Annotated in this window: 20 protein-coding genes; 6 read left to right on the forward strand and 14 right to left on the reverse strand. The window is 61.1% G+C overall.

Translation table 11 applies throughout. From position 1 onward, the window contains the following. Nucleotides 1-95: 95 nt before the first annotated feature. The gene (locus tag F8N43_RS24350; protein ID WP_150630414.1) at nucleotides 96-665 is read right to left on the reverse strand and encodes a GNAT family N-acetyltransferase; all 570 of its coding nucleotides are present in this window, start codon (nucleotides 663-665) and stop codon (nucleotides 96-98) included. An 88-nt stretch (nucleotides 666-753) separates the two neighbouring features. On the opposite strand from F8N43_RS24350, the gene F8N43_RS24355 reads away from it, so the two are divergent. Both F8N43_RS24355 and F8N43_RS24365 read left to right on the forward strand, forming a co-directional pair. Next, nucleotides 754-1,674, forward strand: a complete 921-nt coding sequence (locus F8N43_RS24355) for a histone deacetylase (RefSeq protein WP_150638368.1) — start codon at nucleotides 754-756, stop codon at nucleotides 1,672-1,674. A gap of 281 nt (nucleotides 1,675-1,955) precedes the next feature. Continuing rightward, entirely contained in the window at nucleotides 1,956-3,197 is a 1,242-nt protein-coding gene (locus F8N43_RS24365; protein WP_150638372.1) for a TIGR03862 family flavoprotein, read from the forward strand. A gap of 135 nt (nucleotides 3,198-3,332) precedes the next feature. Here the strand turns inward: F8N43_RS24365 and F8N43_RS24370 are convergent, their stop codons facing one another. Next, nucleotides 3,333-4,667, reverse strand: coding sequence for a DEAD/DEAH box helicase (locus F8N43_RS24370; protein WP_150630410.1), 1,335 nt, complete (start codon nucleotides 4,665-4,667; stop codon nucleotides 3,333-3,335). Nucleotides 4,668-4,731: 64 nt separating this feature from the next. Next, complete coding sequence (gene yedA / locus F8N43_RS24375) at nucleotides 4,732-5,658, reverse strand: drug/metabolite exporter YedA (protein ID WP_150630409.1); 927 nt, start codon at nucleotides 5,656-5,658, stop codon at nucleotides 4,732-4,734. Between the two features lie 165 nt (nucleotides 5,659-5,823). Here yedA and F8N43_RS24380 point away from each other — a divergent pair, with 165 nt between their 5' ends. After that, on the forward strand, nucleotides 5,824-6,276 hold the full coding sequence (locus F8N43_RS24380) for an Lrp/AsnC family transcriptional regulator (RefSeq protein ID WP_150630408.1): 453 nt from the start codon (nucleotides 5,824-5,826) through the stop codon (nucleotides 6,274-6,276). A gap of 127 nt (nucleotides 6,277-6,403) precedes the next feature. Here F8N43_RS24380 and F8N43_RS24385 read toward each other — a convergent pair whose 3' ends face one another. The 3 genes from F8N43_RS24385 to F8N43_RS24395 form a co-directional block, all read right to left on the reverse strand. Next, the gene (locus F8N43_RS24385; RefSeq protein ID WP_017340916.1) at nucleotides 6,404-7,015 is read right to left on the reverse strand and encodes a PolC-type DNA polymerase III; all 612 of its coding nucleotides are present in this window, start codon (nucleotides 7,013-7,015) and stop codon (nucleotides 6,404-6,406) included. Nucleotides 7,016-7,037: 22 nt separating this feature from the next. Beyond that, nucleotides 7,038-7,517, reverse strand: coding sequence for an NYN domain-containing protein (locus tag F8N43_RS24390; protein ID WP_064675757.1), 480 nt, complete (start codon nucleotides 7,515-7,517; stop codon nucleotides 7,038-7,040). Between the two features lie 120 nt (nucleotides 7,518-7,637). Beyond that, on the reverse strand, nucleotides 7,638-8,393 hold the full coding sequence (locus tag F8N43_RS24395; protein ID WP_150654488.1) for a DUF2076 domain-containing protein: 756 nt from the start codon (nucleotides 8,391-8,393) through the stop codon (nucleotides 7,638-7,640). 178 nt (nucleotides 8,394-8,571) lie between these two features. On the opposite strand from F8N43_RS24395, the gene F8N43_RS24400 reads away from it, so the two are divergent. Then, nucleotides 8,572-9,246: a YciC family protein gene (locus tag F8N43_RS24400; RefSeq protein WP_150638510.1), complete on the forward strand. Its 675-nt coding sequence runs from the start codon at nucleotides 8,572-8,574 to the stop codon at nucleotides 9,244-9,246. A gap of 66 nt (nucleotides 9,247-9,312) precedes the next feature. Beyond that, on the forward strand, nucleotides 9,313-10,392 hold the full coding sequence (locus tag F8N43_RS24405) for an endonuclease/exonuclease/phosphatase family protein (RefSeq protein WP_150630405.1): 1,080 nt from the start codon (nucleotides 9,313-9,315) through the stop codon (nucleotides 10,390-10,392). A 133-nt stretch (nucleotides 10,393-10,525) separates the two neighbouring features. On the opposite strand, the gene F8N43_RS24410 is transcribed toward F8N43_RS24405, so the two are convergent. The 5 genes from F8N43_RS24410 to F8N43_RS24430 all read right to left on the reverse strand — a co-directional run bounded on the left by F8N43_RS24410 (nucleotide 10,526) and on the right by F8N43_RS24430 (nucleotide 16,445). Beyond that, entirely contained in the window at nucleotides 10,526-11,362 is an 837-nt protein-coding gene (locus F8N43_RS24410) for an ABC transporter ATP-binding protein (protein WP_150630404.1), read from the reverse strand. Next, on the reverse strand, nucleotides 11,350-12,153 hold the full coding sequence (locus F8N43_RS24415; RefSeq protein WP_150630403.1) for an ABC transporter permease: 804 nt from the start codon (nucleotides 12,151-12,153) through the stop codon (nucleotides 11,350-11,352). The genes F8N43_RS24410 and F8N43_RS24415 overlap by 13 nt, the downstream gene beginning before the upstream one ends. Before the next feature lie 9 nt (nucleotides 12,154-12,162). Beyond that, nucleotides 12,163-13,149 (reverse strand): ABC transporter substrate-binding protein, encoded by a 987-nt coding sequence (locus F8N43_RS24420; protein ID WP_150630402.1) that lies wholly within the window; start codon nucleotides 13,147-13,149, stop codon nucleotides 12,163-12,165. A 400-nt stretch (nucleotides 13,150-13,549) separates the two neighbouring features. Continuing rightward, on the reverse strand, nucleotides 13,550-14,920 hold the full coding sequence (locus F8N43_RS24425; RefSeq protein ID WP_150654489.1) for an aspartate aminotransferase family protein: 1,371 nt from the start codon (nucleotides 14,918-14,920) through the stop codon (nucleotides 13,550-13,552). A 31-nt stretch (nucleotides 14,921-14,951) separates the two neighbouring features. Beyond that, nucleotides 14,952-16,445, reverse strand: a complete 1,494-nt coding sequence (locus F8N43_RS24430; RefSeq protein ID WP_150654512.1) for an aldehyde dehydrogenase — start codon at nucleotides 16,443-16,445, stop codon at nucleotides 14,952-14,954. Nucleotides 16,446-16,671: 226 nt separating this feature from the next. On the opposite strand from F8N43_RS24430, the gene F8N43_RS24435 reads away from it, so the two are divergent. Continuing rightward, on the forward strand, nucleotides 16,672-17,601 hold the full coding sequence (locus F8N43_RS24435; protein WP_150654513.1) for a LysR substrate-binding domain-containing protein: 930 nt from the start codon (nucleotides 16,672-16,674) through the stop codon (nucleotides 17,599-17,601). A gap of 81 nt (nucleotides 17,602-17,682) precedes the next feature. Here the strand turns inward: F8N43_RS24435 and F8N43_RS24440 are convergent, their stop codons facing one another. The 3 genes from F8N43_RS24440 to hrpB form a co-directional block, all read right to left on the reverse strand. Then, complete coding sequence (locus F8N43_RS24440; RefSeq protein ID WP_150654490.1) at nucleotides 17,683-18,066, reverse strand: MerR family transcriptional regulator; 384 nt, start codon at nucleotides 18,064-18,066, stop codon at nucleotides 17,683-17,685. Nucleotides 18,067-18,225: 159 nt separating this feature from the next. Next, entirely contained in the window at nucleotides 18,226-18,804 is a 579-nt protein-coding gene (locus tag F8N43_RS24445) for an NAD(P)H-dependent oxidoreductase (protein WP_150638381.1), read from the reverse strand. Between the two features lie 170 nt (nucleotides 18,805-18,974). Further along, on the reverse strand, nucleotides 18,975-21,494 hold the full coding sequence (gene hrpB / locus F8N43_RS24450) for an ATP-dependent helicase HrpB (RefSeq protein WP_150638383.1): 2,520 nt from the start codon (nucleotides 21,492-21,494) through the stop codon (nucleotides 18,975-18,977). Nucleotides 21,495-21,652: the final 158 nt, after the last annotated feature.

Genomic DNA, 21,652 nt, shown 5'->3' on the forward strand with positions numbered 1-21,652 from the left:
TCACACAACGCTATGCCGCGCAGTCTTGGCTGCGGCGGTCGATTCAGGTTCTGGCCGGGGCCATCATTGGCGCCATTGTAAACGTCCGGGCCGGCTTATCCATGCAAGGTTTGCAGCCATTGTTCGCGGGTGATGCGGTACAACACATGGTGACGCAGGGGATGATCGGCCGCGAGCTTGGGGTGCTCAAAGTCATCGGCTGAATCATGGTGCATGCCAATCGCCTGCATGACTTTTTCAGAAGGCGTATTGGTTTGGGTGGTGAAGGACACGACCTCTTTCAGCGCCAAGCGGTCAAACCCGCAGCGCAGAGCGGTCCATGCCGCTTCACTGGCATAACCCAGGCCCCAGTGCTCGCGCGCCAGGCGCCAGCCAATCTCGATGGCCGGGGTGAAGGGCGCGTCGAAACCGACCACACCGAGCCCGGTAAAACCGATAAATGCGCCGGTGTCCTTGCGCTCCAGCGCCCAGAGGCCGAAACCATGCTCGGCGAAATGCCCACGAATCCGTCCGATCAGCGAGGCGCTTTCCAGTCGACTCAAGGGCGCCGGAAAGTAGCGCATCACCTGTGGGTCAGCGCACATCGCCGCAAACTCCGGCAAATCCTCGTCACGCCACTGTCGCAACAACAGTCGTGCGCTCTCGAGTTCCAGTATCGGCTCCATCGTGCCCCTCCGTTTCCATGCTGCAAGTCTACATCGCTGGTAGGATCGTTCACTCATTCCTACACGCCGTACTCAATAAAAGCCTGCCATGCCGCTGCCGCTGATTTACCACGAAGACTACAGCCCCGAGTTCCCTGCGGACCACCGCTTCCCCATGGACAAGTTTCGCCTGCTGCGCGATCACCTGGTGGACAGCGGCCTGACCCGGGACGCCGATCTGCAGCGCCCGCAGCTCTGCCCACCGGAGATTCTCGCCCTCGCCCATGACGCTGCTTATATCGAGCGCTACATGAGCGGCGAGTTATCTCGCGAAGACCAGCGGCGCCTCGGCCTGCCGTGGAGCGAAGCACTGGCCCGGCGCACGGTGCGGGCAGTCGGCGGGTCGTTGCTGGCGGCGGAACAGGCGCTGGAACATGGACTGGCCTGTCACCTGGCTGGGGGCACGCATCACGCGCATTACGACTATCCGGCGGGGTTCTGCATCTTCAATGACCTCGCGGTGATCAGCCATTACCTGCTGGAAAGCGGTCGTGTGAATCGGGTGCTGATCTTCGATTGCGACGTGCATCAAGGCGACGGGACTGCACGCATCCTGCACAACACCCCGGACGCGGTGACCGTTTCCCTGCACTGCGAGAAGAACTTTCCCGCACGCAAGGCAGAAAGTGACTGGGACATCCCGCTGCCCAAAGGGATGGGCGATGCCGATTACCTGAAGGTGGTGGACGATGCGCTGAATTATCTGCTGCCGCTCTATCAACCGGACCTGGTGTTGTACGACGCCGGTGTCGATGTGCATAAGGATGACGCGCTCGGTTATCTGAAGCTGACAGACGAAGGCGTGGCCGCTCGGGATGAAAGCGTCATGCGCCATTGCCTGGGGCGGGATATCCCGGTGGTCGGGGTCATTGGCGGCGGTTACAGCAAGGACCGCAAGGCGTTGGCGCGACGTCACGGCATCCTGCATCACAGCGCGCAGCGGGTCTGGACGTCATCAGGTTGTCATTGAGGTGTGAGTCTTTACCCACAATGCCTGTGGAACTGCCTGTGGATAACCTGAGTGAAAGGGCCTGCAGGCCATGTTGCGTATAGCCTGCAAAGCACTGGTTATTTTTTGACCAACCTCTTGAACCCACAACAATCCCTGTGGGAGCGGGCTTGCCCGCGATGAGGCCTTCACATCCAACATCGATGTCGAATGACCCACCGCTATCGCGAGCAAGCTCGCTCCCACAGGGATTTGGGCTGGTAGAATGCCCGGCTTCATTCCGCCAAACCGCAGCGCATTCCATGACCCAAACCTCCGCAGCCCTCCCCCCTCAAGTCGCCATCATCGGCGGTGGCCCCGCCGGCCTGATGGCCGCCGAAGTGTTGAGCCAGGCCGGGATCAAGGTCGACCTTTACGACGGCATGCCGTCGGTGGGCAGGAAGTTTCTCCTGGCGGGTGTCGGCGGCATGAACATCACCCATTCCGAAGCCTATCCGGCCTTTCTCGCACGCTACTCCGAGCGTGCACCGCAGATTGCACCGCTGCTGCGCGCCTTTGGCGCCGAGGCGCTGTGCCAGTGGATTCATGATCTGGGCATCGAAACCTTCGTCGGCAGCTCCGGCCGGGTGTTTCCGACCGACATGAAAGCTGCGCCGCTGTTGCGCGCCTGGCTCAAACGCTTGCGGGATGCCGGCGTAGTTATCCACACCCGCCACCGTTGGCTGGGCTGGGATGACAACGGTGGATTGCTCATCGGAAGTCCCGACGGCGAAAAAACCATTCGACCCGACGCGACCCTGCTGGCCCTCGGCGGCGGCAGTTGGTCGCGGCTCGGCTCCGACGGCGCATGGATGTTGCCACTGGAGCAACGTGGCGTAGGACTGATGCCGCTGCAACCAAGTAATTGCGGCTTCGAAGTGCAGGCCTGGAGCGAATTGATGGTCAGCAAATTCGCCGGTGCGCCGCTGAAAAACATCGCCATCGGGCTCAATGACGATGTTCCAAGGCTGGGAGAATGTGTGATCACGGCCACCGGGATTGAAGGCAGCTTGATCTACGCCCTGTCGGCTCCAATCCGCGAAGCCATCAATCAACACGGCTCGGCGACCATTCACCTCGACCTGTTACCGGGCCGACCTGTGGATAAAGTTCAGGCGGCGCTGAGCAAACCGCGCGGTTCTCGTTCAATGTCCAAACATCTGCACAGTCAGCTGGGGATTGATGGCGTGAAAGCAGCGTTGCTGCGCGAACTAACGGCGGCTGAATGCTTCGCCGATCCGGCGTTGCTGGCCAAAGCGATCAAAGCGCTGCCACTGACGCTGGTGAAAACCCGTCCACTGGACGAAGCCATCAGCAGCGCCGGTGGCGTGATGTTCGAGTCGATGGACGAACGTTTGATGCTCAAGCAACTGCCTGGCGTGTTTTGCGCGGGGGAAATGCTGGATTGGGAAGCGCCGACCGGCGGTTATCTGCTGACCGCGTGTTTCGCCAGTGGGCGAGCAGCGGGGTTGGGGATGGTGGAGTGGTTGCTGAGTAAGAATTGAAGAATGAGTCGTGCCCATCGCGAGCAGGCTCGCTCCCACATTTGATCTCAGGTGTACACAAATGATGTGTTCACCGAAAATCCAGTGTGGGAGCGAGCCTGCTCGCGATGGCGGCCTAACAGACGCCTCGTGTGTTCAAGGCTTACGCTTACGCGGCCCGGTATTGAATACCGGCACCTTACGCACAGGCTTGATCGAAGGCTCCGGCGCCGAAGCATCCCCGCTCTCGACCCATTTACCCAAATTGCGTTTACCGCCACCGGAGGTCTTTGGCTTCTTCGGCTTTTTCGGTTTCTTCACCACCTGACCGCTGGCATCGGTATCCGGCACACGGTGCTCAGGTTCAAAGTCATGCTCCATCTGCCGAGGCAACGTCTGACGCGTCAACGTCTCAATGGCTGACAGCAAATTCACTTCATCGGCACACACCAGCGAAATAGCCTGCCCGGTGGCACCCGCGCGGCCGGTACGACCGATCCGGTGGATGTAGTCCTCTGCCACGATCGGCAGGTCGAAATTGACCACCAACGGCAGATCTTCGATGTCCAGACCACGGGCGGCGACGTCGGTGGCGACCAGGATCTGCACTTCACTGGCCTTGAACCGGTCCAGCGCACGCTGACGGGTCGCTTGAGGTTTGTCGCCATGGATGCCATCGGCATTGATGCCCAGGCCCTGGAGTTTTTCCACCAGCGCGTCCACGCCGTTGCGGGTCTTGGCGAACACCAGCACCTGCTTCCACTTGCCCTTGCGCAGCAAATGGATGAACAGCTCCGGCTTGCGCTTCTTGTCCACCGTCACCACCCACTGTTTAACGGTGTTGGCCGCAACGTTGCGCGGGCTGACTTCGATGCTCAGCGGATCGTTGAGCATTTGCCCGGCCAGCAGGCGAATCGCATCGGAGAAGGTCGCGGAGAACAGCAGTGTCTGACGTTTCTTCGGCAGCACCCGGTAAATGTTCCCCAGCTCCTCGGAAAAGCCCAGGTCGAGCATGCGGTCCGCTTCGTCCAGCACCAGGGTTTGCAGCTGGTTGAACTTCAGCGCGTTCTGACGGAACAGGTCGAGCAAACGGCCCGGCGTCGCCACCAACAGGTCGACGCCTTTGCGCAGCTTCATCATTTGCGGGTTGATGCTGACGCCGCCGTACACCGCGTAAGTGCTCAACGGCAGGTTCTCGGCGTACTGACGCACGGCTTCGTGAACCTGTTCGGCCAATTCGCGGGTCGGCACCAGAATCAATGCACGTACAGAGTTGGCAGTGACTTTCGGCCCTTCCATGGCCAGCAATTGCAGCAGCGGCACAGCGAAACCGGCGGTCTTGCCGGTGCCAGTCTGGGCGGCGGCCATCAGGTCGCGACCGGCCAGCACCGCCGGAATGGCTTGCGCCTGAACCGGCGTCGGGGTCTGGTAGCCGAGCGTCTCGAGAGAGCGCAGCAAGGGTTCGATCAGGCCAAGGGAGGCGAAAGTCATGGGATTACCGTAGGAAAATTCAGCGCGGGTGTGCAAACAAGTGTGCAATGGCGCGCAGTTTACCCTAATTCACGCTCGATTCTGTCTGCACCACGGCAGCCGGTCGCACCGGCGCCCGGCGCCACTGCGGCAAACCGATCAACACCACGGCACTGATGATCACCAGCATGGCCAACGCTTCTTCGATACCGATGGTCTCGCCGACAAACACGATCCCCAGCAACACCGCCACCGCCGGGTTGACGTAGGCATAACTGGTGGCCGCCGCCGGACGCACGTTTTTCAACAGGTACATGTAAGCGTTGAAGGCGATGATCGAACCGAAGAAGGTCAGGTAGGCCAGTGCCGCCCAACCCTCAATCGGCGGCATGGCTTCCAGATGCTCACCGCTCACGGCACTGCCGATCAGCAGCGCCACGCCACCCACCAGCATTTCCACGGCACTGGCCATCGCGCCCTGGGGCAGCGGCAAGTGCTTGCTCCACACCGAACCGAACGCCCATGACGCCGCCGCGAAGATCAGCAACAGGGCACCCAGCGGGCTCGATTGCAGGTTGGACCCGAGGTTGAGCATGGCAATGCCAATCAGCCCGAGCACAATCCCGGCCCATTCGAGACGGGTATTACGCGCGCCCCAGAAATAGCCGCAGAGCAAGGTAAACAGCGGCACCGTCGCCACCGCCAGCGCGGCGACGCCGGACGCGACGCCCATGTGCTCCGCCACACTGACCCCGCCGTTACCGCACGCCAACAGCAAAATCCCGATGATCCCCGCCGCTTTCCACTGCGCCCAGGTCGGGGCCGGAGCACCGCGCCAGCGCAGGAAGGCGTACATCAAGGTACCCGCGATGACAAAGCGAATACCGGCGAGCAGCAAGGGCGGCCAATACTCCACGCCAATACGAATCACCAGGTAAGTCGAGCCCCAAATCACGTACAAGGCGAAAAAGGCAGCGATCAACGGTAAGGGAAAACGGCGCAGGCCAGGCATGGGGGCAGCTCACAGGCAAGGACAAATGAACAGCTATTCTAGAAAGGTGAACCGTAGAAAATAAGTTACAAAACCTGTTTATAGCGCCGGTACACTTTTCAAATCACGGAGATCAGCGCTATAAACCGTGCTTTCGAAAGTCAGTCATTTTTCAGGAATACGACGATGGATAAATACGACCGCATGCTCCTCAGCGCCCTGCTGGAAAACGGTCGTGCGTCCTACGCCGACCTCGCGCGCAAGGTCAACCTGTCCGCCCCGGCCGTGGCCGAGCGCGTAGCCAAACTCGAAGCCAGCGGGGTGATCACCGGTTACCAGGCGAAAGTCGACATGGCCAAGCTTGGCTTGCCGATCCAGTGCGTCATCGAACTGCGCCTGAACCAGCACGGTAATCAGAAGGCTTACGACGACCTGATCAAAATCCCGCAACTGACCGAATGCCACCGGGTGACGGGCGACCCGTGCGTGATCATGCAAGCGGCGGTGGGCTCGATGCCGGAGCTGGAGGAGCTGATCAACCGGATTGCCAAATTCGGGTTCAGCAAGACGTCGATTGTGTTGTCGAGCGCCATCGAAAAGCGCGTGCCGTTGGGGCAGTTGGAAGGGAAACCGGTCTAAAGTTGCAGGAGATCAAATGTGGGAGCGAGCCTGCTCGCGATGACGGAGTGTCAGGCAACATAGATGTTGAATGATAAATCGCTATCGCGAGCAGGCTCGCTCCCACAGGGGTTCACCGGTGTTTCTGTCAGAACCCGCGGTGGCGCTTGAGGTGCTCATTGATCTTCGCCGCCGGCACTTTCTGCAGGCTCACCAGCAGATCATGGGACAACTCGCGCAACCCATGCTTCTGCCGCAGTTCCTGCGCCAGATGCGCCGTCAGGTTGGCGGCCATCTCGGCGTCAGCCATGGCCCGGTGAGCCTTGCCAGTGTTGGGCAGGCTGGCGAAGGTGGTGAGCGTCCCGAGTTTGTGATTCGGCGCAGCGGGCATGAGGCGGCGGGCGAGTAACAGCGAGCAGGCAAAGTTCTGCAACCGCGTGCGTTTGATCCGCCCCAGTTCAAAGTCCCAGAACTTCTGGTCGAACGCGGCGTTGTGGGCCAGCAACGGCGTAATGCCGACGAATTCGTTGACCTCGTTCATCACCTGCTCGGCTGATGGCGCGGTGCGCAGCATCGCGTTGCTGATGCCGGTGAGTTGTTCGATGAAGGCCGGGACGCGCACGCCGGCGTTCATGAGGCTCTGGTAACGCTCGACGATGCGCCCCTGTTCAAGGATCACCACGGCGATTTCCGTGGCCCGGCAGCTGCTGCTCGGGGAGATCCCGGTGGTCTCAAAGTCGATGACTGCTATGCGTTCCAAACCTGTTTCAACTCCGTAAAAATCAATTCTTGAGCAGCAACGCGCCTTCGATCGGCACGTAGCGGCTGGCGGCGCGGATCAGCGAGTTGGCCGTCAGGCCTGGCACGCCGTAAGCCACGGCTTGCACGCCGTGCTTGGCGATGATGCGCTCCAGCAGCATGTCGAAATCGCCGTCGCCGGAGGCCAGCACCACTTCATCGACGTGGTCCGCCGCGTCCATGATGTCGAGGGTGATGCCCACGTCCCAGTCGCCCTTGGCCGAGCCGTCGCTGCGCTGGATGTAGGGTTTGAGCTTCACGGTGAAACCGAGGTTGCGCAGGATCTGCTGAAACTGCTGCTGCTTGCTGTCACCACGATCGATCGCGTAGGCATAGGCCTCGACGATCTCGCCCTGTTTGCTGATGTCAGCCCACAACGCGGCGTAGTTGAAGTGGCAACCATAGGCCTGACGCACGGTGTAATAGAGGTTTTGAACGTCGGCGAACACTGCAATTTTTTTCACCGGTTTTCCTCAAGGCTGGATCAGGCACCGGGCCCGAAAAGTTGCCCAGTATGCCAGCCTGAAGGATTGTTCCGCGAATAATCGGTCCGGAGCGCCGCAGCGCTCCGGACGAATGGCGTGTCAGACGAAGGAATCGTCGTCGCCGCCGAAGAACGATGAGCTGTCATCGTTGTAGTCGGCGTCGGTAAAGCCGCCCTGATCACTGGCGTTGTCCGCCACACGCCGATCATCGGCCCAACCGCTGTCATTGCTCTGATCGTTGACCTGAGCCGGCTCTTCCTTGATGACTTCGACGACCTCCTGAGGCTGCTGATTGCTGTGGAACAGGCTGCTGATGCCCTGCGCCAGCATCACGCCACCCGCCACACCGGCGGCGGTTTTCAGCGCGCCACCGAGGAAACTGCTGCCGGCCGCAGGCGCCTGCTGTTGCGGCGCGTAGTTCTGCTGCGGTGGCGGTGCAGCGAAACCCTGCTGCGGCGGCTGCGCGTTGAATGAGGGCCGCCCCGGTTCGCGCCAGCCACCGTTGGAGGGCGGCGCACTCTGAGCAGGCGCCTCACGGGAGCTGCCGCCGAAAATACTCGACAAGAAGCCACCGCCGCTTGGCGCCGGAGCCACCGTCTGCGCCTTGGCCGATTGCAGCTCGGCCTGCAATTGCTGGACTTGCTGGGTGAGTTGCTTGTTCTGCGCGTCGAGGCTCTTGATCGCGGCCTCCTGCACCAGAATCGCCTGGGTCATGAAGTAGCCCGCCGCAGGTTGGCGAGTCAGATGCTCCTTGATCCGCGCCTCGGCCTGGGCGTCACGCGGGGCTGAGTCCGTTTCGGCCTGTTGCAGCCGGGAAAACAGTCCATCGATCAGGGTTTGTTCTTCGCTGTTCATGGCGACCTCGTAGATTGCCGGGGAAATCGTTGACCTTCTCCAGGGAGGATACGGCGCTCGACCTTAATGGAGGCTGAAACAAGTTGTTTCAATGACCTTTACCGAACGTTTACGTTTGCGCCCCGAAGCGCTGCATCGGTTAAAGTGGGCCACTGCTTTCAACCTGCGATACCGACTGATGAATCCGTTCGATGTACTGCGTGACTCTTTGTATTTCTTCAAGCGCAATCTGAGCCAGATCGTGCAGCTGTGCCTGCCGCTGGTGATCCTCGAGGCGCTGCTGCAACAAGTGGTCGACCACTCCACCGAACCGGACAGTTTCCCCGGCATCAGCGTGATCGTCGGCCTGCTGGTGTATCCGCTGTACACCGGCGCGCTGATTCTGTTTCTCGACGCGCGCAGCCGAGGCGAATCACCGCGTAACCGTGACCTGCTGACAAGGTCCGCCTGGCTGTGGCCGCGCTTCGCCCTGCTGACCGCGCTCAATACCTTGCTGATCCTGCTCGGTCTGTCGCTGTATTTCCTGCCGGGCATCTGGCTGATGGTGACCCTGGCGTTCGGCGAATACCTGCTGGTGCTGCGCGGCCTGGCGCCACTGGCGGCAATGAAAGAAAGCCTGCGCCTGACCCGCGGTCATTTCCTGCGCATTCTGGTGTGCATTCTGTGTGTGATGGCCCCGTTGTGGCTGCTCAAAGGCGTGACCCTCAACGTTTACCCGGAACCGCAGAACCCGGTGATCTCCCTGCTGATCGACAGCGCCCACAGCTTCCTGCAACTGTTCACCAGCGTGGTGGTGTTCCGTTTGTTCATGCTGATCAGCGACGTTCCCGAGAAAATCGACCGACCGCTCTAAGCGTGGGCTTCGGCCCCGCTCTCGGTTATGCTCGGGGTCATCTTTTGTAACGCTATAAGCCGAGCCATGACCCGTCTACTGCGCTACACCCTGCTGGGCTTGTTGATTGCGATCGGCCTGATTGCCCTGCTGATCTACAGCCTGACCTGGCGCCCTGAAGCCAAGGAAGTTCTGCCCGTCAGCTGCAATGCTCAAGCACCGACACTGGTGCCCGGCCAGGCGTTGAAAGTGATGACCTGGAACGTTCAGTACCTGGCGGGTAAGCGCTATGTGTTCTGGAATGACCTGGCCGCCGGCAGCGATGAAAAACCGACGCCTGAAGACATGGCCTTCAGCCTCGATGAGGTGGCGCGGGTCATTCGCGACGAACAACCGGACATCGTGTTGTTGCAAGAACTCGATGACGGCGCCAAGGCCAGCGATTACCAGAACCAGTTCAAGCTGCTCCAGGAACGCCTCGCCGACCTCTATCCGTGCAGCGCTCATGCCTTCGACTGGAAAGCCGACTTCGTGCCGCAACCGCACCTCTTCGGCAGTGTCGGCCGACAACTGGCAACCCTCAGCCGCTACCAGATCGATCACGCCGAACGCCTGCAATTGCCGGTCGCGCCGGCCAACCTCATCAGCCGTCAGTTCCAGCCGAAAAATGCCTTGCTGGTCACTTACCTGCCGTTGAGTGACGGCGGTCAGATAGCAGTGCTCAACACCCATCTGGACCGCGCGACCCAACCTGATGAAACGCTACAGACCCAGGTGACGGCGGTGGCCAAAGTCCTCGACAAATACGAAAGCCGTGGCACGGCGTGGCTGATCGGCGGCGACTTCAACCTGTTGCCGCTGGGGCAATATCGACGCTTGCCCACTGAACAACGCACGCCCTACTCCGCCGACAGCGCGTTACACCTGTTGTGGGACAAGTACCCGATGATCCCGACCAACAATGAAGCGAGCGGCATCGATCGGGCGCAGTGGCTGACGCATTACCCGAATGACCCGGGGCTGAACGGCCCGGACCGGACTGTTGACTACCTGTTTTACAGCCCGCGGATCAAACGGGTCGAGGCGACGGTGCGGCAGGACGATACCTTGCGGATCTCCGATCACTTGCCGGTGATTGCGCGGTTCCTCCTGCCGGCTGCGCCGTAGCCTGGACCCGACACAAAACCTGTGGGAGCGAGCCTGCTCGCGATGGCATTGTGTCAGCCGACATCAATCTTGAATGTGCGGCCGCCTTCGCGAGCAGGCTCGCTCCCACAGGGATGGCGTACGACGCACAAACTCAATGCACCTCCTCCAGGTCGTCGTGCAGCAACCCGAAAATATTGCGCTTCATCTCGATAAACGAGCGCTCCATGACCATGTCCAGGGTCCGTGGACGCTCAATCGGCACGTCCAGAATCTGCTTGATCCGCCCAGGCCTGGCGCCCATCACGTAAACCCGGTCGCCCAGCAAAATCGCCTCGTCGATGTCGTGGGTCACAAACAGCACGGTCTTCTTGCTGTTGCCCCAGACCCGTAACAGCAGCTGCTGCATTTGCAGGCGCGTCTGGCTGTCGAGGGCGCCGAAGGGTTCGTCCATCAGCAGGATCTGCGGATCGTTGGCCAACGCCCGGGCAATCGCCACCCGCTGCATCATGCCGCCGGACAGCTGCTTGGCGTAGTTGTCGGCGAAACCCGTCAGGCCGACTTCATTGACGTAGTAATCGACGATCTCCTTGCGCTGCGCCGCCGCCATGCCGCGACGCTTGAGGCCGAACTCGACGTTCTGCCGCACGGTCAGCCACGGGAACAGCGTGTAGCTCTGGAACACCATGCCGCGATCCGCGCCGGGGCCCTGCACTTGCTGACCGCCGACGTAGATCTCTCCTTCCGTGGGCTCATTCAGGCCGGCCGTGAGGTACAGCAAACTCGACTTGCCGCAGCCCGACGGCCCGACCAGCACCGCGAATTGTTGATCCGGGACTTCGAACGAAACCTGATCCAGTGCAGTGAACACACCGCCATCGGGCTTCTGATAACGCAGGCTGACCTTGTCCACTTGCAGGCGTGGCGCGGCGTGCACCGGGGCAGCCATCGGGGTGACGAAACGCGGGTTGACGGCAGTTACTGAGCCCATGCGGCAATCCTCAGACGAAGGAAACGGAACAGTTGATCAGTGACCAGGCCCAACAGGCCGATGATCGCGATGGCGAGGAAAATCACATCCACCTGAAAGCCACGCATGGCCTTGAGGCTCAAGTAACCCAGGCCACTGGAAGCGGCGACCAGCTCGGCGACCACCAGGTAAGTCCAGGCCCAGCCCATGGTCACGCGCAAGGTGTCGAGCACACCGGGCAACGACGCCGGAGCGATCACATGCAGCACGGCATCGCGGCGGTTCGAGCCCAAGGTATAAGACGCATTGATCAGGTCCTTGGAGATGCCTTTGGACACGTCCGCGATCATCACCAGTTGCTGGAAAAACACGCCGAAGATGATCACCGAAACGCGCTGTTCCAGACCGATGCCGATCCACAAAATGAACAGCGGCACGAACGAGGTTACCGGCAGGTAGCGAATGAAATTCACCATCGGTTCGAGGAACGCCTGAACGATGCGAAAGCTGCCCATCAGCAACCCCAGCGGCACCGCCACCAGCGACGAGACGACGAAACCGACGATCACCACTTCAAGACTGGCCCACACATGCAGGCCGAGGGTGCCGTCTCGGCTCAGGCGCACGGCGGCTTCGACCACCGCGCCCGGTGTCGGCAGGAACATGCCCGGCACCACGCCGCCATACGACAACCCGGCCCACAGGCCAACCAATAACACCCAGGCCAAGCCGCTTGCGCTCCAGATCACTGAAACCGGCAGGCCGGTCTTGGGCGTGATGCAGCGGCTCAGCCATGAATTGCGCTTGAACATGCGAACCTCCTAGAGCGGGGTGACGAAGCGGTTGTCGATCAGGTCGTCATTGCTGACGTTGTAGGGTTTGCCCTGCAATTCACTGGCGGTTTCATTGGCCAGTTTGATCAGCGGTTCGCTGTCGCCCGGCTTGCCCGGCGAGCCCAGGAGTTTTTCGCTCATGGCCTGATCGTAGAAACGCACGCCTTGCGCGGCCGCTTCCAGTTCCTTCGGATCGGCGAGGTAACCACCCACGCCCTTGGCCATGATTTTGTAGGCTTCCTTCGGATGGTCCTTGGTGTACTGCACCGCTTTGTACAGACCGGCGACCAACGCCTTGACGTCTTCCGGTTGCTTCTCGATGACGGTGCAGTTAAGCGCGACCACATCGACGATCACCCCCGGCGTGCTGCTGCTGTCGATCAGCACTTTGCCCTGTTGCTTGCTGCGCACCATCGACAGATGCGGTTCCCAAGTCACAGCGGCGGGTACACGCCCGGCGATGAACGCGGTGGCGGCGTCATCAGCCGTCATGTTCTGCACGGTGATGTCGCTCATGCTCATGCCGTGTTTTTTCAGTAAGTACGACAGCCAGAACTGCGAGGTGGAACCTTCGTTCACCGCCACGGCTTTGCCCTTCAGCTCCTGCAGACTCTTGACGTCCTTGCCTACCAGAACACCGTCGCCACCATGGCTGTCGTCCAGTGCAGCGACCGCTTTGAAGCAGAATTGCGGACGGTACTTGAGCACCTCATCGATGGTCGACGCCGAGCCGGACAATTCACCCGACGCTTGCGCGGCCATGTACATCGAGGCTTCTTCGACGACGGGCAATTCGACGGTCAAACCGTTCTCCTTGAAGTAGCCCAGGTCCTGGGCGAGGTAGAGCGTGCCGTAACCGACCCACGTGGTGTGGCCGATAGAGAGAGTGCCGGCCTGGGCGCTGGTGGCAACCGTGGCGGCGATGGCGGTGATCGCCAGTGGATGAGCGACGCGGGTAAGCAAGGACTTGATCATGGAGCACTCCCAAAGCTGTTGATTTAGTTTTGTCATGGGCAGTACGGCCAGCAGCGTTTGGAGAAGAGCTGCCACGGGCGGTCTCTGATGGACCTTTTTGTGGGCAGCGTTCGGCTGACTGGCGAGGTCGATGTTGGCCCAAGGCCGAGAGAAGGAAAATCAGGAAATATGTCGTTGGGAGTGATGAAAAAACTGGGTAGCGCGCACTGAAAATGAGCGCTGTTTGCGGGGGCGCACGGGACGGGTGCAAAAGCTTAGAGATAGGTTGCGGGAGAGAAAGCTATCGCGAGCAGGCTCGCTCCCACAGGGGTTCCATGTCCTCCTCTCTACCGAGGTTGACACAGTCCCAATGTGGGAGCGAGCCTGCTCGCGATAAGGTCCGAAGGACCTTCCGGCCAGATCAGAGCCGGCCGTATTCCTGAGCCGTACGATCCACCGCTTTCAGGGTTTTGCCAACCAGCTCATCAACCTCTTCACGACTGGCAATCAACGCCGGCGCCATGATCATCCGCCCCAGCGTCGAACGAATGATCACCCCTTCCTCAAAGCCAATCGTGCGGCAGCGCCAGGCGATGTCGTTCTCGTTGGCAAAGCGCTTGCGACTGCTTTTGTCCTCGGCCAACTGCAACGCCGCAACCATCCCGACGCCCTGAATATCCCCCACCAACGGATGATTGCCGAACACTTCGCGCAAGCACTGTTGCAGGTACGGGCCGATGTCATCCTTGACCCGCGTCACCACACCTTCATCGCGCAATGCCTTGAGGTTGGCGATGGCCACCGCTGCCGCCACCGGGTGCCCGGAGTACGTCAGGCCGTGGGCAAACACCCCGCCCTGCTCCACCAATACCTGGGCCATTTTCTTCGACAGAATCAGCCCGCCCATGGGGATGTAGCCGGAGGTCAGACCCTTGGCGATCGACAGCGTGTCCGGCTCGAAACCGAAGTGCTCGTGGGCAAACCATTCGCCAGTGCGACCGAAGCCGCCGATCACTTCGTCAGCGCACAGCAACACGTCGTACTTGCGGCAGATCCGCTGAATTTCCGGCCAGTAGCTTTCCGGTGGAAAGATCATCCCGCCCGCGCCCTGGAACGGTTCGGCGATAAACCCGGCGACCTTGTCCGCGCCCAATTCAAGAATCTTTGCTTCCAGTTGCTGCGCCGCCCGCAGGCCGAATTCAGCCGGGGTCAGGTTGCCTTCGTGGGCGAAGAAGTACGGCTCGTCGATGTGCTCGATGTCCGGCAGCATGCCGCCCATTTCGTGCATGAACTTCATGCCACCGAGCGCCGTCGCCGCCAGCGTGGAACCGTGGTAACCGTTCCAGCGACCGATCATGATTTTCTTCTCGGGCTTGCCGAGGATCGTCCAGTAACGCCGCACGGTGCGAATCAGCACCTCGTTGGCTTCCGAGCCGGAGTTGGTGTAGATCGCGTGGCTGTAGTGCCCCGGCAACAGGCTGAACAACAGCTCCGACAGCTCGATCACTTGCGGGTGGGTGGTGTGGAAAAACATGTTGTAGTACGGCAACTGTTCAAGCTGTCGGGTCGCCGCAGCCGCCAGATCCTTGCGACCGTAACCGAGGTTGGTGCACCACAGCCCGGACATGCCGTCGAGGTAACGCCGACCATCGTTGTCCCACAGGTGCAGGCGCTCTCCACGGACCATCACCCGTGGCCCTTCATCGTTGAGCGCTTTCTGATCGACGAATGCGTGAATGTGGTGCGCAGCGTCGGCGGCCTGGTAGTCGCGGGTTTCACGTGGTGTGGTCATCGCCAGTTCTCCGTTTTGTTGTGAGCGGCTGTTATGCGCGCAGCTGAAACCAGGTGGTCTTCAACTGGGTGTATTTATCGAATGAGTGCAGCGACAGGTCGCGGCCGAAACCGGACTGCTTGCCGCCACCGAATGGCACGGTCACGTCGAGCGCATCGACGCTGTTCACCGACACCGTGCCCGCACGCAATTGCCGCGCCACGCGGTGGGCGCGATTGAGGTCGTCGGTCCACAGCGACGCAGCCAGCCCGTAGACGCTGTCGTTGGCCAGTTGCAAGGCGTGTGCCTCGTCATCGAACGCGGTGACCGCCAGCACCGGGCCAAACACTTCGTCGCGAAACAGCGGCATGTCCGGGCTCACGCCGGTAAAAATCGTCGGCTGAATGAAGTTGTCGGATCCGTTGAAAATCGACTGCCGACCGCCACACACCTTGCTCGCGCCCTGGCGTTCGGCTTGCTCGATGAACTTCATGATTCGTGCGGTCTGGCGGCTGTCGACAATCGCCCCGGCGCTGCTCGACGGGTCCAGCGGATCGCCCGGCAACCACCGTTCGGCCTGCATCTTGAGGCGCTCGACGAACTCGTCATGGATCGAACGCTGCACCAGCAACCGCGAGTTGGCCGAGCACACTTCGCCCTGATTGAAGAAGATGCCGAACGCGGCTTTCTCGGCGGCCAGATCCAGGTCCTGACAATCGGCGAATACCAGGTTGGCGCTCTTGCCACCGCACTCCAGCCATACCTGTTTCAGGTTCGATTGCGCGGAATACTGCATGAAATATTTGCCGACTTCGGTGGAGCCGGTGAACACCAGGCAATCGACGTCCGGGTGCAAACCGAGGGCTTTGCCGGTTTGTTCGCCGAGGCCGGGCAGCACGTTCAGCACGCCGGCGGGAACACCGGCCTCCAGCGCCAGCTCGGCCAGACGCAGGGCAGAAAAAGGCGATTGCTCGGCGGGTTTGAGGATCACCGAATTGCCTGCGGCCAAGGCTGGCGCGAGCTTCCACGCGGCCATGTCCAGCGGGAAATTCCATGGCACCACGGCGGCAACCACGCCCAGTGCTTCGCGGGTGATGGTTGCCAACACGTTCTGTGCGCTCGGGGCGATCTGGTCGTAGAGCTTGTCGAGGCTTTCGGCGTACCAGCGAAATACCCCGGCGGCGCCCGGCACGTCGATGTTGTAGGCGTCCATCACCGGTTTGCCCATGTTCAGCGAATCGAGCAGTGCCAATTCTTCGCGGTGAGTCATGATCAGATCAGCCAGACGCAGCAGCACGAGCTTGCGCTCGGCCGGCGAACGCGCCGACCAGGTGCCGGCCTCGAACACCTGCCGCGCATTGTTGACCGCGACGTCGACGTCTTCAGCGCCGCACGCGGTCACGTTGGCCAGGCACTGGCCGGTGGCCGGGTTGATCGCGGCGAAGGTCTGGCCCGACTGCGCCGAACAGGGTTTGCCGTCGATCAGGGCCAGGTCAGGAAACCGCAGTACAACGGCCTTGTTTTGCCAGTAGGTAAGCTCGAACACGTTCAGATGCTCCATGGGCTTTTCTTGTGAATTGGATGGTGGCCCAGACCCGTGTCGAGGAAAAATAGTAAAAATGTCTTCGCAGACCATGAAAAAACTGGGCAGCCCATCTCCACGGTTGCGCGGTATGTGGTTATTGTTCAGGCACAACAACACCGTCGTCAGAACGGATGCAGTCGGCGCAAAAATTGCCTGGATGTCGAGTCCATCCACCCCGAGGTTTGCCGTGGCTGCCTACAACCTGCGTCAATTGAAGTACTTCATCACCACCGTCGAATGCGGCAGCGTCGCCGAGGCGTCGCGCAAGCTGTACATCGCTCAGCCGGCGATCTCCACGGCGATCAAAGGCCTGGAAGACAGCTTCGGCGTGCAACTGCTGATCCGTCATCACGCGCAAGGCGTGTCCCTGACCCCCAGTGGTGCACGCTTCTACCGCAAGGCCCAGGAACTGTTGCGCATGGCCAAGGAGTTCGAGCAGAACGCTCTGGCCGACAATGACGTGGTAGCCGGGCAAATCGACATCGGCTGCTTCGAAACCGTCGCGCCGCTGTACCTGCCGCAATTGATTGCCGGGTTCTCGGCGCTGTACCCCGGCGTGAAAATCCGCATCCGCGATGGCGAGCAGCAAGAGTTGGTGCAAGGCCTGACCTCAGGCACCTTCGACCTGGCGATCCTCTATGAACACGACCTCGACGCCACCATCGAAACCGAACCGCTGATGCCGGCGCAGCGGCCTTATGCACTGCTGCCGGCGGATCACCGGTTTGCCCAGCTCAAACAGGTTTCACTGCGCGACCTGTGCCTGGAGCCGATGATTCTGCTGGACGTGCAACCGAGCCGGACCTACTTCGTCAGCCTCTTTGAAGAACTGGGCCTTTCGCCGAACATCGCCTTCAGCTCACCGTCGATCGAGATGGTTCGGGGCATGGTTGGGCAAGGGTTCGGCTTCTCGATCCTGGTCACCCGCCCGCACTCGGAATGCACCTACGACGGTCAGAAAGTGGTGTGCGTGGACATCATCGAAGACGTCACCGGCTCAGGACTGGTGGCGGCGTGGCTCAAACGCGGGCAACTGACCAAACCGGCGCAGTTGTTTGCCGATTATTGTCGAGAGCAACTGACCGCTAAATCTCAAGGTTCACACCTGCTCTTGTAGGAGCGCGCTTGCTCACGATGGACTTGAAGGCGGCGCTTGTTCCCAGTCAGTCGTGCTTCGTTAACACCCCCGCAAGGTCGCTCAAGCGGTTTTGCCAAGGCGTTCAAACTGGCACTGGTATTGGGCGTCCTTCAGGTTGGTTTCAAACGCCTCGAGCCCGGCGTAAACCTGCTGCAACCCTTCGATCCGGGCCATCAACTCCACTTTCTTGTCGGCAATTGCCTTGCTCGCCAAGTCCCAGGGCAGCTCCTGGCCCCGGTGATCCTGGAGGATCGCCTGCATTTCCTTAAGCTTGAAGCCCAGTTGCTGGGCGCATTTGATGAACGTAAGCAGTTCAACGCTCTGCTGGTTGTAGACCCGATATTTGCCTTCCCGCTGGGGCGGCGGCAGCAAGCCAATGTCTTCATAGTGGCGGATGCTTTTGATCGTCGTACCCGACAACAGGGCCGCTTTGCCGATATACATGAAAAAGTCCTTTTTATGCCAGGAAAGGGGCGCTCGCTCGCGCGGAGGAATCTTTACATAGGCATGCGAACGCGGGAACCCGAGGGCATCAAATGGCGGGGGACTGGCAGGCATGAAGCGGGCATCGCCCGTTGGAGGCGATGCTGCACAACGGACGTATCAGTGGCTGGCGAGTGCCCGGGCTTGCTTGAGCCAGGCATCCCGATGATTGGACCTGGAACCGAGCAACGGGCCAAACGTCAGGGTCTTCAATGGCTTGATGCCACAGAACGCCAGCGTGGTCTTGCGCATCTGGTGCAGGCCAGGCATGCGATAGACCCATTTGTAATACCACGGTGGAGTGTCCATCGTGACCAGCAGGTGAGCGGTCCGTCCTTTCAAGAGCTTGTCGGGAAAGGCTTTGCCTTCGCGGTATTTGAAGGCAAAGCCGGGCAAAAACGTCCGGTCGAAAAAACCTTTCATCAAGGCCGGAATGCCGCCCCACCAGATCGGATAGACAAAGGCCAGGTGCTCAGCCCAGGTGATATCGGCCTGGGCCTTGAGCAGATCGGGTTCCAGTGGCTGAATCTGTTTATAGCCCTCGTGCAGCACCGGATCGAAGCTCAACGCATCCAGTCGTAACAGACGCACATCATGCCCGGCACTTTTGGCCGCCTCGACATACGCCTCGGTCAACGCACCACAAAAACTGTCGGTTGACGGGTGCCCCAGAATTACCAGTACTCGCTTGCTCATCATGACGACATCCTGAAAGTGAAGCTCTCAGGGTAGGGTGTGCCCGTAACGGGAGAGTCAATGGGTGATTCAACCGGGATTACGAATAATCTGACCTTTATACGAGCGGACCAAAGATCAGGCCGCCCTGGATTGGGTACTGATATAGCGCACGGCGTTGCGGAGCACGGCCGCTAAACCTTGCGCGGTTTGATCCGCGCCGTGGCCTCAGCCACCAGCGGATCATCCGGCCAGTAATGCTTCGGATACCGCCCCTTCAAATCCTTCTTCACCTCGGCATACGTGCTGCGCCAGAAGTTCGCCAGATCCTGCGTCACCTGCACCGGCCGCCGTGCCGGGGACAGCAGATGCAATTTCACCACCTGCCGCCCACCGGCGATGCGCGGCGTTTCGGCCAAGCCGAACAACTCCTGCAACCGCACCGCCAGAATCGGCGGCTGCTCACTGTAATCCAGCCGAATCGAGGACCCTGACGGCACGCTCAAATGATGTGGCGCCAGCTCCTCCAGCCGCTGCGGCAACGGCCACGGCAGCAGGTTATGGACGATGCTCGAGAGGTCCAGATTGGCGAAGTGACTGAGCCGCGAGACTTTGCCCAAATACGGCATCAGCCAATGTTCGAGGCTTTTGAGCAATGCAGCGTCGCTGACATCCGGCCACTCGCTCTCACGCTTGCTACCCAGATCCAACTGCCGCAACAACGCCACCCGCGCCTGCCACTGACGCAACTCCGGGGTCCACGGCAACAGCTCCAGTCCCTTGCGCCGCACCAGATTCACCAGCGCCTGACTGCGCGCGGTTTCATCGAGCCCGGTCAAGGGTTCACGGCTGAGGATCAACTCCCCGACCTTGCGCTGACGCTCGGCGCGCAACACGCCTTCGCGCTCATCCCAATCCAGCTGATCGACCACCCGCACTTGCTCGGCCAACACTGAATCGAATAACGCCGGATCGAAATCCGCCGCCAGATAAATCCGTTCCTCACGCTGGCCCTGACGACTGCCCAGATCGGCGATCACCAGCCACGACTGCTTCATCAAACTGTCAGCCTCGGCGAACAACGCCGCACGACCGTTGGCCAGGCGATACTCCGCGCCGCCCGCTCGACGTTGCTGCGCCACACGGTCGGGATAGGCCAGCGCCAACAGTGCGCCGAGCCAGCGGGGATGATCCGGGTCGCTGACCGGCTCCGACGGTTTGCCGCGCAGGTAACCGCGATACTGACGCGCCAGTTGCCGAGCCCGTTGCACGCCGCCCTGAGCACCGCGCGCGGCACGTTCTTCACCGGACAGCAGCACCAATCGACTGTGCAGATCGGCGCCGGCACCCCGCAAGATATCCCGCTCGCCGAGCAATGCCGCGACATCGCACGCCATCTCTGCCAAGCCAAGCGCCTGACCGCGCAGCAGCAAATGGGCGATGCGCGGATGCGCCGGCAGTTCGGCCATGGCCTGACCGTGGCGGGTCAGCGCTTCGCCGTCCAGTGCCCCCAGTCGATCAAGCAAGTCCTGAGCCTGTGCATACGCGGCGGCTGGCGGCACGTCGAGCCACACCAACTGCCCCGGCGTCACGCCCCAGCGACCGAGTTGCAACGCCAGCCCCGCAAGGTCCGCCGATAAAATTTCCGCACTGGCATACGCCGCCAGTTGCTCGTGTTGATCCTGCGACCACAAGCGATAACACACGCCCGGCTCCAGCCGCCCTGCCCGACCGGCGCGCTGAGTGGCGCTGGCGCGGGAGATGCGTTGCGTGTCGAGACGGGTCATGCCGCTGCCCGGATCGAAACGCGGCACCCGCGCCAGCCCGGCATCAATCACCACGCGCACGCCGTCGATGGTCAGGCTGGTCTCGGCGATGTTGGTCGCCAGCACCACTTTGCGAAAGCCTGCCGGTGCCGGATCAATCGCGGCGCGTTGCGCGGCGAGGTCCAGTTCACCGTGCAACGGGCAGAGCAACACCGGCGTGTTATCGCCCAGCGCATCGGCCAGTTGTTGATGCACCCGGCGGATTTCCGCTTGCCCCGGCAGGAATACCAGGAGGCTGCCGGTTTCATCGTTCAAGGCTTCAAGGATGGTCTGCACCAGGCGCGGCTCGATGAATTCACCGGGCTGGAACGGCCGGCCCCAGCGCATCGCTACCGGGTACATGCGGCCTTCGCTGCGCAGGATCGGTGCGTCATCGAGCAACCCGGCCAGGCGTTCGCCTTCCAGCGTTGCCGACATCAACAGGATTTTCAGCGGCTGATCGTCGCGGAACAGCTCCCGGCCATTCAGGCTCAGGGCCAGCGCCAGATCGGCGTCGAGACTGCGTTCATGGAATTCGTCGAAGATCAGCAGACCCACGCCTTCCAGCGCCGGGTCGTCCTGCAAGCGGCGGGTGAGAATGCCTTCGGTGACCACTTCAATACGGGTGTTGGGGCCGACTTTGCTGTCCAGCCGAATGCGATAGCCGACGGTTTCACCGACCTTTTCGCCCAGCTCGCTGGCCAGACGCTCCGCTGCCGCACGCGCCGCCAACCGACGCGGTTCGAGCATCAGAATGGTCTGCCCAGCCAGCCACGGCTCGTTGAGCAAGGCCAAGGGCACCCGGGTGGTTTTACCGGCGCCGGGCGGTGCTTCGAGCACAGCTTCGTGGCGTGTAGCCAAGGCTTCACGCAGGGCGGGTAAAACTTCATCAATCGGCAAAGAAATCATGCTGGCTCCCCAGGGCGTGCCCACAGTAAATTGCGAGTCGAGTTGAAGCTGTGGACGTACCAGGCAAGGCGCGGGACGCAGGTAAGGTTCGTTTCCTTACCAAGTCCCGCAACGCAGCATGGCGCGTCCACAGCTTCAGCCCGGAGGGCCGAACCCCG

This window comes from Pseudomonas fluorescens, from assembly GCF_902498065.1.
Lineage (GTDB): Bacteria > Pseudomonadota > Gammaproteobacteria > Pseudomonadales > Pseudomonadaceae > Aquipseudomonas > Aquipseudomonas fluorescens_BJ.

Bases quoted from the DNA above. Each gene is read 5' to 3' on its own strand.
- F8N43_RS24350 (WP_150630414.1), bottom strand. From the start codon at position 665: ATGGAGCCGATACTGGAACTCGAGAGCGCACGACTGTTGTTGCGACAG.
- F8N43_RS24355 (WP_150638368.1), top strand. From the start codon at position 754: ATGCCGCTGCCGCTGATTTACCACGAAGACTACAGCCCCGAGTTCCCT.
- F8N43_RS24365 (WP_150638372.1), top strand. From the start codon at position 1,956: ATGACCCAAACCTCCGCAGCCCTCCCCCCTCAAGTCGCCATCATCGGC.
- F8N43_RS24370 (WP_150630410.1), bottom strand. From the start codon at position 4,667: ATGACTTTCGCCTCCCTTGGCCTGATCGAACCCTTGCTGCGCTCTCTC.
- yedA (WP_150630409.1), bottom strand. From the start codon at position 5,658: ATGCCTGGCCTGCGCCGTTTTCCCTTACCGTTGATCGCTGCCTTTTTC.
- F8N43_RS24380 (WP_150630408.1), top strand. From the start codon at position 5,824: ATGGATAAATACGACCGCATGCTCCTCAGCGCCCTGCTGGAAAACGGT.
- F8N43_RS24395 (WP_150654488.1), bottom strand. From the start codon at position 8,393: ATGAACAGCGAAGAACAAACCCTGATCGATGGACTGTTTTCCCGGCTG.
- F8N43_RS24400 (WP_150638510.1), top strand. From the start codon at position 8,572: ATGAATCCGTTCGATGTACTGCGTGACTCTTTGTATTTCTTCAAGCGC.
- F8N43_RS24405 (WP_150630405.1), top strand. From the start codon at position 9,313: ATGACCCGTCTACTGCGCTACACCCTGCTGGGCTTGTTGATTGCGATC.
- F8N43_RS24410 (WP_150630404.1), bottom strand. From the start codon at position 11,362: ATGGGCTCAGTAACTGCCGTCAACCCGCGTTTCGTCACCCCGATGGCT.
- F8N43_RS24415 (WP_150630403.1), bottom strand. From the start codon at position 12,153: ATGTTCAAGCGCAATTCATGGCTGAGCCGCTGCATCACGCCCAAGACC.
- F8N43_RS24420 (WP_150630402.1), bottom strand. From the start codon at position 13,149: ATGATCAAGTCCTTGCTTACCCGCGTCGCTCATCCACTGGCGATCACC.
- F8N43_RS24425 (WP_150654489.1), bottom strand. From the start codon at position 14,920: ATGACCACACCACGTGAAACCCGCGACTACCAGGCCGCCGACGCTGCG.
- F8N43_RS24440 (WP_150654490.1), bottom strand. From the start codon at position 18,066: ATGTATATCGGCAAAGCGGCCCTGTTGTCGGGTACGACGATCAAAAGC.
- F8N43_RS24445 (WP_150638381.1), bottom strand. From the start codon at position 18,804: ATGATGAGCAAGCGAGTACTGGTAATTCTGGGGCACCCGTCAACCGAC.
- hrpB (WP_150638383.1), bottom strand. From the start codon at position 21,494: ATGATTTCTTTGCCGATTGATGAAGTTTTACCCGCCCTGCGTGAAGCC.